This window comes from Streptomyces sp. NPDC059832, assembly GCF_042731715.1.
GTDB lineage: Bacteria > Actinomycetota > Actinomycetes > Streptomycetales > Streptomycetaceae > Streptomyces.
Window position 1 is genome coordinate 21,221 of record NZ_JBHWIY010000056.1, and the last position, 10,785, is coordinate 32,005.

Here is a 10,785-nt window from a genome sequence, read left to right on the forward strand (position 1 = left end):
CCGGTGGGGTCATGGCGTGGGAGGCCCGGGCCTTCGGAGGGGGGGGGGAATGGGGGGAACGGGCTCCGGCTGGGGAAGCCGCCGCGGGCGGCTTCCCAGGCCATGGTGGAACCTCAGCCCGACCGCGTAACTACCGCGCAACGTTGATGTTGTTCGGGGGATTGAATACGCAGAACTCGTTGCCTTCCGGGTCGGCAACGACGATCCAGCGGAAGCCGTGTTCGCTGAGTTCTTCAGAGAGCTTCGCAGCGCCGATCCGTTCGAGGCGATTGACCTCGGACGCCAGGTCTGCGGTGCCAAAGTCGAGGTCAAGGTGCATGCGGTTCTTGCCCTGCTTTGGTTCTGGGACGTGCTGCAGGAGAAGGGTTGGTGCAGGAGCGGGCCCGACCAGGCTCAGGTAGGGAGGTCCGTGGAAGCCGCGCCGGTAGTCCAGCGGGGCGAGCGCGGCGAGCCAGAAGTTCGCTTGCGCTTCGGTGTCGACACAGTCCAGCGTCACAACGATCTGCATGGCGGAACGGTAGGAGGCTTGGTCCGTCCTGGCGATCTATTTTTTGGCAGCACCCGAGGTGGTGCTGCCGCTCTTCAGGCCCAAGCATCCCCTGCGAGCTCTTATGCCGGTGAGTCCCTTTTCGACCAGTCCTTGCGAGGACCGCTGCGGGTGATCCTCCGGGTCATCAGGGTGATGAGTGCCCAGGTCAGGTGGGCTTCGGAATGTTGTGGCAGACGTTCGTAGTCGCGGACGTGATGGGGGTCAGCAATTGAGTCAGAAGCGCGGCTGGTCCGTGGTGCCGGGCAGCAGAGTGCGGCAGTGACAGGCAAGGCGCGCAACCCCCGACTGACGGGCCCAACTCCGCAATTACGGCCGCGGGTCAGCGCAAGCGCGCGATACACCATGGGTCAGCATTTGGGCACCCTTCTGACCTGCGCATTCGGGGGTTTGGGTCAGCGGTCGGGTCAGGGGCGCTGAGAAGAGTTCACGGCATCACCGAACGGGGAGCTGTCGTGACTGGACCACGTGTTTTTGAGTCGCTGGATGCGGAATGGGCGCTGGTCTGCGCCGGAGCCGGGCGCGCCGAAATGGTGCTCGGCTGGTTGCGGGAGGGCGGGGTGCTCTTCGGGGACGAGCGGGCGCGCGGTCTGGCGGAGCTCCTGGCGGAGTTGGAGTGCCGGGACCGGGCGCAGGGGCGTGTGCACAGTGACCGGTGGATGCGGGTGCTCCTGGAGCGTGCGGCGGGCGAGGGGGCCGGGGCGCAGTTGGCCGCGCGGGTGGTGGTGCAAGCGATGCTGCCGGGTGCGGTGCGGATGACGCAGCGGCTGCTGCGGGCGGGCCGGGATTTCGACGAGACGGGGCAGGTCGTCGTCGCGTGCCTGTATCAGGTGGTGCGGCGGTATCCGCTGCATCGGACGAGCGGGGCCGCGGCGAACCTTCTCCTGGAGACGCTGCATCTGGCGAGCCGTGAGCTGCAGGCGGAGTCGGAGACGGACGCGATGCCGTGGCACCCGGTCCTCGAATCCGCGGCCGTACCTGGCGAGCCGGCGGCGGACGATCCGACAGAGGCCGTCTGGCGAACAGCCCTTCGGCGGCAGGCCGCCGAGGCCGGTCTGCTGCGGGCCGGGGAGGTCCCGGACGGTGCGCGGGGCGAGCTGGTCGAACTGCTGGTGTGGGCCGTGGCCGCCGGCCTGCTCGACGTGGTGCGGGCCCGGGTGATCGCGGACGAGTCCCGGACCGGGGCGCGGGAGAGCGCGGAGCGGGCCGGGGTGTCCGCGGTGACGTGGCGGCAGCGCCGCAGCCGGACCGTACGGCAGCTGCGGCCGATCGCTGACCAGTGGGTGCAGGCCGCGTGATGACGATTTCTCAGATTTCTCGGCTCCGGCTGTCACGTCTGGGGCGTGGTGGCTCCTTGGTCCGGGTGTGTGGCGGAACAGCTGCCGCACCAGGGCTTGGAAGGGGTGAGCAGGCCATGGCGGATCCGATGCCCGCGACAGAGCACGGTACGGACTTCGAGCTGCTGATGCAGGCACGTCAGCGGCTGCGGGATCTGGTGGTGCAGCTGGAGATGGCGCCGTTCGCGGACCGGACGGCGGCGTCCATGCGCGCCTATCTCGATGAGGACGCGGGACCGGCGCAGGCGGCGTTCGCCCGCTGGGCGGCGTTGCCGAAGGCGGCGCGGGACCGGCTGACTGCCCGGATGTGGCAGGAGCAGCCGTGAAGCGCCGCAAGGAGCACGCGGAGGACGTGTTGCCGGCCGAAGCGGGCGGTTGGTCGCTGGGTTCCCTGGGCGCTGCGGCGAACACGGTGACGGTGCTCCGCCGCACGGCCTGGGTCCTGTTGGTGGCCGGCCCGGTTCTGGCGGGGTGGGCGCTGGTGTCCCGGCCCGCGGTCGCACCGGCTGCAGCCCCGGTCCGTCAGGAGCAGCCGGCGGCCGGGCAGTCAGCGGGGCCGGGCGGGTTCGCGGAGCTGTTCGTGAGCGCGTATCTCGCGGCCGGGGAGGGCACGGAGGATTCCCTGGCTCCGTTCCTGCCCAATGCCCGCGACGTGAGCCTGACGGCCGATCCGGGTATGCAGCGGGCGCAAGAAGTCGCGACGGTGCGGGTGCGACTCGTGTCCTCCGGCTACTGGTCGGTGACCGTGGCCGCCCGGGTGACCCCGGTCGGCCCTGCGGACGGGAAGAAGAAGCCGGACGAGGTTGGGTCCGGGCCGGTGCTGCGGTATTTCCACGTCCCGGTCAGGACCGGTACAGGAGGCGCTCTGGCGGCTGCGGCTCTGCCGGCCGAAGTGGGCGCGCCGCTGTCCGGTGAGGCTCCGGTGCTGGCGTATGGGCAGTCGGTCCCGGTCCGCAGTACCGATCCGGCTGGGCAGACGCTCACGGGATTCTTCGCCGCCTATCTCGCCGGCAGTGGCGAGCTCGACCGCTACCTGTCCCCTGGTACGGCCCTGGCGGCGGTGTCGCCCGCGCCGTACACGCAGGTCGCGGTGGACCGGCTCGCCGAGGTCGGCACGAACGACCCGGGCAGCGCCGGCCCGCAGTCGGACGGGGCGCGTAGGCAGCTCCTCGTCGACATCACCGCGTCCGATCCCGGCGGGCAGAAGCGACCGCTGACGTACGCAATCACGATCACGGCGCGGGACGGGCGCTGGGAGATCGCATCCGTGGAAGGCGCCCCCGTGCTGAGCAACGAGCCGGCCGGGGCCGAGACGAAGGAGAGCGCGCAGTGATGGACGTGACGGTGCTGGCCGGGGCAATCGACGACGTCAACCAGCTCAGCCAGAAGATCAACGACCTGCTGGTCGGCTCGGTGATGTCGCTCATGGTGGTCGCGGCAGTGGTGACTGCCTGGGCCAAGACGAAGTCGGTGGTGTCCGCCGGCGTGGCACTCGTCGGCGGAGTCGCGCTGTGGTTCGCGGTGATGAACGCGGCGGTGTTCCGCGACAGTGTGGGCGAGGACATCGCGCCGGACAGCGGCACCGCCAAGAGCGCGGGCGCCGGTTACTCGGTGGTCCGGGTCATCGAGCCGGTGCCCGGTGACCGGCGATGAACGGCTTTCTCGCCGGGTGTGTGGCGGTGCTGTTCGTTCGGTTCGCCGTGTCGTACGTGTGGGCCAAGATCCGTTCCCTGCTGGCCGCTTCGGGAGCAGTGTTCATCAGCGCGGCGACGGTGTGGCAGATGTTCGGTGAGCTGCGATGAGCGGCGCTGCGGAATCGTCGCCGGAGATGCTGGTCGGTAGGTGCTACACCCGGGCGCGCCGTCACCCTTTGATGATCGGAAAGTGGCCCGGTGGGCGTGGGCGGATCTGGGGTGGCCCGTACACGGTGCCTCAGGTCGTGGTCCTTGCCGTCTCGCTCGCGGGCCTGGTGCTGACGCGGGGGGTGTGGGCGCATTTCGGGCTGTTCAACTACGCGATCGCGATCGGTGGGCCCTACGGGTTGTCGCTGCTTGTGCGCCACATCCGGGTCGACGGCCGTAATCCGCTGGCTGTGGCTGCGAGTTCCGCCTCACTGATGACGCGGCCGTCGGGCGGGCGGCTGGGCGGGCGTCCGCTCAGGGCGCTGGGCGGTCACCGGCCGTTGATCGGGGTGTGCAGCGTCACCTGGGCCGCACCGCAGTCCCGAGCGGAAAGCAGGAGCTCGGGCGATCGTGTGCTCCGCCCGGTCCGGTCGCCGGCTGTGGCCTCCCGCGGGATGGCCGCCGGGCGCAGCACCGCGGCGAAGAGCACTCCGGTGGCCAACGGTGCAGCACGTGGGTCGGGTGGGCGGCGGCCAGCGCCGGTCGCGGCGGCGTTGCTCGCCGCCCGCCGTCGCGACATCCAGTTCAGCGCGAGTGATGCGCCCGTGGCGCAGCGAGGGGAGTGATCCGCGATGCGGATGCCGATCCGGCATGTGGCCGGGAACGTGATGTGGACCGTGCACGGTCAGGTCTGGGCCGTCTACCGGGTGGCGGGAGCGGATGCCGCCCATACTTCGCGGCGGGCGAAGGAGCAGCGGCTGAAGCAGTTGGAGGCGCTGGTCAAGGCGCTCAAGGGTGAGTCGATGCTGCTGAGTCTGTGTCCGGCCGTCGACCCGGCGAGCGTGGTCGCGAAGATGACCGAGGGCGTCGACCTGGTGGCCTCTCCCCGGTACCGGCAGGCCACTGGTGTGCTGCGGGGGCAGCTGGAGCAACTGGAGCTGACGGGGCGTACGGACTGGCTGGCGGTGCCGCTGCCGATGACGCGCGGCGAGTCGGCGCGGGAGGCGTTTGCGGCGGCGCGGGCGGACGTTGCCTTGCAGCTGGGGCTGCTGCCGCGGCCGGTGTCGGCGCGCGAGGAGAACGAGCGCCTGGCCCAGGCGCAGCGGATGGCGTCGGTGTGGCCGTCGGCCATTGCTCTGCGTCCGGCAACGACTGCCGAGGTCTTGTGGATCTACGGGCACAGCGCCCGTCGCGGCGTTCTCGAACCAGTCCTGCCGGACGGGGCAGGGCCTCGGATGCGGGGCCGGGGACGGGGTGCGGCAGCGCTCGGCCAGGTGGTGCTCGCCGAGGGGGGCAACCTGCTCGAAGAAGAGGCTTTGAGTGGCGGCGCTGCCGGCTCCGGCCGGACCGCACGGCAGGCGGGGCGGCGGAAGGCGGGGCGGGCGAATCCCTTTGCGCGGCGGTGGCTGGAGGTGACCACGGAGTGGGGGCCCTCGTATCAGGTGATGCTCGCCCTTTCCGAGATGCCCGAGGCGTTCGCGTTCCCGGGGTCTGAGTATCTGTCGTCGCTGGACGCGTTCTCGTTCCCGGTGGACTGGGTGGTGCGCCTGAGTGTCTCTTCCGGCACCGAGGCGGAGGCGAAGACTCGGCGTCAGGCGCGCGAGCTCGCCAACCAGTACAGCGAGTACGACGGTGAGACCGCGGGTGTCCCGGCCAGCGTCGACAAGGCGGTGGGGAGCCTGGACGAGTACCGCGAGCGGCTGACCGCCTCCAGTACAGAGGTAGAGGTCCGGGCCATGACCGCCCTGTGCGTGTGGGGCGGCACCCCGGAGGAGGCCGAGCGGCGGGCTGGGGAGCTCGCCGGGCACTTCGCCGGGAACGAGTACACCTTCACCCGGCCGCGCGGCGAGCAGGAAAATCTCTGGCACGGGATGCTGCCCGGTACCCGCACCCCGCAGGTCATGGCCCAGTACGCGCAGTACCTGGTGGCGCGGGACTTCGCGATGGCCGGCCCGTTCACGGGCAGCGGGCTCGGCGACGCCACGGGGCCGTTGTTCGGTCTGCAGCTGGCCAGCGGCGGTGTCCGGCCGGTACTGACCGACTGGACGCGCGGCCCGCGGGAGAACACCTCGGCGACCGCCGCGTTCATCGGGGAGCTCGGTGCGGGCAAGACGACCGCGATGAAGTCGGTCGTCTACTCCGTGCTCGCCGCGGGCCGGCGAGTGCGGGGCGGTACGCGGCGCGGCCGGGCCGTGATCGTGGACCGGACCCCGCGCCAGGAATGGCTCCGCTACGCGCAGGCGTGCCCGGGTGAGACCGAGTGCATCACGATCGACGACCAGGCCGCCGTCTCTCTCGATCCGCTGAGGATCTTCACCGGGCGGGAGGCGCAGCGCTTCACCGAGTCGTTCTTGACGCTGCTGCTGGGGCTGGCGCCGATGAGTGATGAGGGCATCGCGTTGTCCGAGGCGGTCGAGGCGGTGCTGGCCGAGCCCCATCCCTCGATGCGGGTCCTGGTCGAGGAGCTCACCAACCGCGGTGCGTCCGGTGACACGCATTCGGCGATGGCTGCCCGCCGTCTGTCCTCGGTGAGGCGCAAGGATCTGGCCCGTGCCATTTTCGACGAGTCGCTGCCCGTGGTCCGCGGCTCGTCGGCCGACACCCTGGTCTTCTCGGTGTCCTCGCTCGCGCTGCCCACCAAGAGCGAACTGCGCGGCGGTGGGGACCGGCTGGACAAGATGGAGTTCGAGAAGATCTTCGGGCGTGCGGTGATGTACCTGATCGCCGCCCTGTCCCGGAAGGTCGCCTACGCGGACCTGGACGAGTTCGCCCTGGTGGTGTGGGACGAGTGCTGGTGGCTGACCTCCAGCCCGGAGGGCCTGGCCCTGGCGCTGGAGCTGGTCAAGGACGGGCGCAAGCACAACGCCGGTGCGCTCTTCGGTGGGCATGACGAGGACGACATCGGCCCGGCCGACACCGAGAACGGGCAGATCCTGCGCGGCCTGATCCCCAGAAAGTTCGTCTTCCGGCACACCGACACCAACCTCGCCCGCCGGGCCCTGCGCTTCCTCGGCTGCAACCCAGACGACGAAGACCTCCTCACCCTGGTCACGACCGGGCTGTCGCCCAACAGCCCCGAGCTCAGCGACGAGGAACGCGCGGCGCGGGCCGGCGAGTGCCTGAACCGCGATCTGACCGGGCGGATCGGCGCCATGCAGGTCACGCTGCCCGCCGACGAACAGGCCGTCGCTCACATCCACTCCCAGCCCATGCAGAGCGCAGCAGCATGATCAGGCGGGCCGCCGCACCGGCGGGAACACCGATGACACGCACCCGGGCCCGGGGCATACGGGTGCTGCAGGGGATCAAGCGGTGGCTGCGTCCCGGGCGGTCCATGGCCGTGGGCCTGGCGCTGCTGGCGCTGTCGTGCCTGACGTCGCTGGTGCTGGCGACCGTGACGGCCAGCGCGGCCCCCACGCCGTCGCCGACGCCTTCGGTGGGCCCGACGCTGCCCGGCCCGGACAACCCGCTCGACCCGAGCCCGATGGTGCCCGACCCGGGTAGCTCGGGCAGGCCGGACGACTCCCCGCTGATCCGGGACGCGAACAAGGAGGCGGCGAAGAGGGAGAAGGCTGCCCGCACCGAGTTCGACAAGCTCGTGGCGAAGTACAAGAAGGACCGGGCCGCACAGGGCGGGGTCCTGTCCGCATTCAACGTGACCGACCGGGACGGGAATCCCGTCAGCTCCTACCGCATCTACTCCGACACCGGGGACTGGAACGACTGGGACCTGAGTGTGGAGGGGTTCCTCGTCGAGATGGCCTTCATGGGGAACAAATGGGCGGTCAGCTTCGCCGGCTTCCTCCTGACCTGGAGCGTGGCGTTCTCCTTGGCCGGGCTGATGCTCAAGCCGGCGCTGCAGGTGTCGACGTCGCTGTATGGCGGGGTCGTCGTGCAGATGGGGCTTCCGGTGCTGTTCCTCACGTTCACGATGGTCGTCGCGGCGTGGCATCTGCTGTTCGGGAACCGGGTCCGCGGCTGGGGCGAGATGGTGGCGGCACTGGTCGTCTCCGCGCTCGCGCTCGGTGCTCTCGCCTCGCCTCCGCAGCTGCTGCTCAGCACCGACACCGGGGTGGTGGGCACGGTGCGGGCGCTGGCCGTCGAGACCGCCGCCCTGGTCCTGGACAAAGAGGCCATCGACTCGACCCGGCCGACCACCGAAAGCGAATGGGAGAAGAAGCCTTCCGGGTCGACCGTGGGCGCGCAGGTCCGTTCGTCGCCGAGCGCGCTGGCCCGGCCCATCACCGATGCCCTCGTGGACGCGTTCGTCGCCCGGCCGGCCATGCTCCTGTCCTACGGGCGGACCTTCGAGGGCAGCTGCGGAAAGAGGTTCCGCGACTCGCGGATCCAGCAGGCCGTGTTCGACCAGCTCATCGACTCCACGATGGAGAAAGGCAAGTCCTTCCTCAAGGACCTGCCGTTCGGGATCGGACTGCCCGACAACGTCAAGAACTGGATGGTCGACACCACCATCGACGTCTCCTCTGCCCAGATGCTGGAACAGGTCCACACGGCAGGCCCCATCGCGGCGTTCGAGAAAGCATGCGTGACGAATGCCGGCACGCTGAAGAAGGCGTCGATGGACAAGGTCGGCGGCGCCATCTTCATGCTCCTGGCCGCGTTCCTCACCTGCGCGTTCGTCATCGTCCTGGACGCTGCGTTCCTCTTCGCCCAGCTGCAGATCGCCATCGAGGCGATGATCGCGAAGGTGGCCCTCGCCGCCGGGATCCTGCCCGGCCCCGGCCGGGCCTGGCTGTGGGACCGGGCCGCGGCCATCGCCCGCGGCCTCGCCCTGATGCTCGCCTCCATCGCCTCCCTATCTGTCTTCATCGTCGTCGTCAACGCCGTACTGAACACACCGGAAAGCGACCTGCCGGGCGGTCTCACCGTCCGGTTCGTCCTCCTGGACTGCGTCTGCGTAGCCGCGTTCATCTACCGCAAGAAACTCGCCCGATCCACCCGCGGAGCAGTGGCACGCGCCCGCCACCGGCTCGGCAACTCACCCCTGGGCGGCGCCGCCTCCCCTACCCCTGCCAGTCCTCCGCGGCGCGGTGGGCTCGGCAAGGGCCTGCTGCTCGGCGGGCTCATGCTCGGCGCGGCCGTCGCCACCGGAGGCACCAGTGCCGCACTCGGCGGCGCCGGACGCATCGGCACCACCCGGCTCGCCACACGCCTCGGCGGCCAGCTTGCCCAGGGCGGGGGCCGCGCCGTGGCAGGACTGACAAAGCTCACCGGCCGCACCATCGAAGCGGGCGCCAAAGGCACCGCGAAGGCCGGGGTGTTCGGGCTCAAGGCCACCGTCGGACTGCCGGTGTACGGGCCGCGCGCGGCCCGCAGGGTCGGCGCCGCCGCAACGGCCCTGCCCGGCCAGGCCGCCGGCCGGGTCAGCAGCGCCGTTCAGAACCTCCAGCAGAACGCCCAGAGCTTCAACCGGAGCTACGTCCAGCCTGCGCAGCAGTTCGCCGGGGAGTACCGGCACAACGTGCGCTCCCTCGGCCGGATCGTCCGGGGCCGGCCCGGACTCGGCCCCTACACCCCGCCGCCCAGGCCCACCGCGCCCGGTCCTCGCCGGGCCCCGACACCCCGCCCGGCCGGCCCGCCCCCTGCCCCTGCACCCCAGCCTGCGCCGGTGGTCCGGCGGCGCCTTGCTCCGCCGCGCGTCGCCCAACCGCCCTCCAGCGCGGCTCAGGCCATGCTCCAGCAGCGCCTGCACCGCATGCGCCAGCAAAGGAACACCGGGAACAGTGCCCCGGCAGCACCGGCGCCCGCCCCTCTTGTTCCTGCGCGCAGGCCGCGGGCCGCGCCCCGCCCCGGCGGTCGCCCGTGAGCGGCCTGCGGAAGACGGTGCTGATCGCCTCCCCCGTGCTGGCCGCGGCCGTGGGCGTCGTCGGTGTCCTGGTGCTGTTCATCGCCGCCGTCGCGAACGGGGCGACCGGACACGAGAAAGAAACCACGGCCCCACCGGCCGCCCCCGGGACGGCCCCGGGGGCGGTGGCCGGCATCAGCCCGGTGATGCTGTCCGCCTACACCCGCGCCGCCGCCAAAATCCCTACCGTGCGCCCGAAATGCAAGGGCATGCGGTGGTCCGTCATCGCCGGAATCGGAAAGATCGAGTCCAACCACGCCGCCGGGCACAGCATCACGACCAGCGGCGACATCAGCCCCCGGATCCTCGGTGTCCGGCTCAACGGCTCCGGAGCCGGAGGAAACACGACGTCGTTCTCCGACACCGACCACGGCCGGCTCGACGGCGACACCGCATACGACCGGGCCGTAGGCCCCATGCAGTTCCTGCCCTCCACCTGGAACGGCCCCAGCGGCCAGGACGGAAACGGCGACGGCGTGAAAGACCCGCACAACGCGTTCGACGCCGCCCTCGGAACGGCCGTGTACCTGTGCGGCACCGGAACCACCGACCTGTCCCAAACCGACCAGCTGCGCAAGGCGGTCTACCGCTACAACCACTCCAACACCTACGTCGACGATGTCACCGGCCACGTCGCCGAGTACGACCGCCTCCCCGCCACCGGAGACAGCACAGGCGGTACGGCGACCGGCCGGGCCGGCGCCGTCGTCAACGCCGCGATGGCGCAGCGCGGCATCCCCTATGTGTGGGGTGGCGGCAGCACCACGGGCCCGACCAAGGGTGGCTACGACTGCTCGGGCCTGATGCTCTACGCCTTCTACCAAGGCGCCCGGATCACGCTCCCCCGCACCTCCCAGCAGATGCGGCACTCCGGCACCCGAGTCCCGCGCTCACAGATCCGGCCCGGCGACCTCATCGTCATCAACAACGACGGAAACTGGGGACACGTCGGGCTCTACGCTGGCAACGACACCATGATCCACGCGCCCCGGCCCGGAAAGACCGTCGAGACCACTTCGACGGCCGGATACTGGGAACGGTACGACTGGGACGTACGACGAATGCTCTGATTTGTTATGGGTTCCGACCTCAAAGAGCTTTTTGTCCCGGCAAGGCTGTTTGATATCTCGGGTGGCAGGGCGACTTCAGGCGGTCGTGCGTGCGTGACGATCGGGTCGTGTGGGCCCGTACTCT

General features: G+C 70.6%; 10 protein-coding genes. 9 read left to right on the plus strand and 1 reads right to left on the minus strand.

Annotated elements, in window-relative coordinates; all coding sequences use genetic code 11:
* Window positions 1-130: 130 nt before the first annotated feature.
* Window positions 131-508 (minus strand): VOC family protein, encoded by a 378-nt coding sequence (locus ACFV8T_RS42515; protein ID WP_385338476.1) that lies wholly within the window; start codon window positions 506-508, stop codon window positions 131-133.
* A gap of 494 nt (window positions 509-1,002) precedes the next feature.
* Here ACFV8T_RS42515 and ACFV8T_RS42520 point away from each other — a divergent pair, with 494 nt between their 5' ends.
* The 9 genes from ACFV8T_RS42520 (at window position 1,003) to ACFV8T_RS42560 (ending at window position 10,661) form a co-directional block, all read left to right on the plus strand.
* A complete protein-coding gene (locus tag ACFV8T_RS42520; protein ID WP_385338479.1) occupies window positions 1,003-1,845 on the plus strand; it encodes a hypothetical protein in 843 nt (280 codons plus the stop codon).
* 128 nt (window positions 1,846-1,973) lie between these two features.
* Window positions 1,974-2,210 carry a hypothetical protein gene (locus tag ACFV8T_RS42525; protein WP_385338482.1) on the plus strand — a complete coding sequence of 79 codons (237 nt, stop codon included), beginning with the start codon at window positions 1,974-1,976 and terminating at the stop codon, window positions 2,208-2,210.
* A complete protein-coding gene (locus ACFV8T_RS42530; protein ID WP_385338484.1) occupies window positions 2,207-3,217 on the plus strand; it encodes a conjugal transfer protein in 1,011 nt (336 codons plus the stop codon). The genes ACFV8T_RS42525 and ACFV8T_RS42530 overlap by 4 nt, the downstream gene beginning before the upstream one ends.
* Complete coding sequence (locus tag ACFV8T_RS42535) at window positions 3,214-3,537, plus strand: hypothetical protein (protein ID WP_385338487.1); 324 nt, start codon at window positions 3,214-3,216, stop codon at window positions 3,535-3,537. The genes ACFV8T_RS42530 and ACFV8T_RS42535 overlap by 4 nt, the downstream gene beginning before the upstream one ends.
* Window positions 3,534-3,686, plus strand: a complete 153-nt coding sequence (locus ACFV8T_RS42540; RefSeq protein WP_328512795.1) for a hypothetical protein — start codon at window positions 3,534-3,536, stop codon at window positions 3,684-3,686. Before ACFV8T_RS42535 ends, ACFV8T_RS42540 begins: the two co-directional genes overlap by 4 nt.
* A 137-nt stretch (window positions 3,687-3,823) precedes the next feature.
* Window positions 3,824-4,351: a hypothetical protein gene (locus tag ACFV8T_RS42545; protein WP_385338490.1), complete on the plus strand. Its 528-nt coding sequence runs from the start codon at window positions 3,824-3,826 to the stop codon at window positions 4,349-4,351.
* A gap of 6 nt (window positions 4,352-4,357) precedes the next feature.
* Window positions 4,358-6,955 carry an ATP-binding protein gene (locus tag ACFV8T_RS42550; protein ID WP_385338493.1) on the plus strand — a complete coding sequence of 866 codons (2,598 nt, stop codon included), beginning with the start codon at window positions 4,358-4,360 and terminating at the stop codon, window positions 6,953-6,955.
* Window positions 6,956-6,987: 32 nt separating this feature from the next.
* The gene (locus tag ACFV8T_RS42555) at window positions 6,988-9,552 is read left to right on the plus strand and encodes a hypothetical protein (RefSeq protein WP_385338496.1); all 2,565 of its coding nucleotides are present in this window, start codon (window positions 6,988-6,990) and stop codon (window positions 9,550-9,552) included.
* The gene (locus ACFV8T_RS42560) at window positions 9,549-10,661 is read left to right on the plus strand and encodes an NlpC/P60 family protein (RefSeq protein WP_385338499.1); all 1,113 of its coding nucleotides are present in this window, start codon (window positions 9,549-9,551) and stop codon (window positions 10,659-10,661) included. Before ACFV8T_RS42555 ends, ACFV8T_RS42560 begins: the two co-directional genes overlap by 4 nt.
* Window positions 10,662-10,785 lie beyond the last annotated feature (124 nt).

What these genes read in the sequence shown, in the direction of transcription:
- ACFV8T_RS42515 (WP_385338476.1), bottom strand. Translation starts at nt 508, where the DNA reads ATGCAGATCGTTGTGACGCTGGACTGTGTCGACACCGAAGCGCAAGCG.
- ACFV8T_RS42525 (WP_385338482.1), top strand. Translation starts at nt 1,974, where the DNA reads ATGCCCGCGACAGAGCACGGTACGGACTTCGAGCTGCTGATGCAGGCA.
- ACFV8T_RS42540 (WP_328512795.1), top strand. Translation starts at nt 3,534, where the DNA reads ATGAACGGCTTTCTCGCCGGGTGTGTGGCGGTGCTGTTCGTTCGGTTC.
- ACFV8T_RS42550 (WP_385338493.1), top strand. Translation starts at nt 4,358, where the DNA reads ATGCGGATGCCGATCCGGCATGTGGCCGGGAACGTGATGTGGACCGTG.
- ACFV8T_RS42555 (WP_385338496.1), top strand. Translation starts at nt 6,988, where the DNA reads ATGACACGCACCCGGGCCCGGGGCATACGGGTGCTGCAGGGGATCAAG.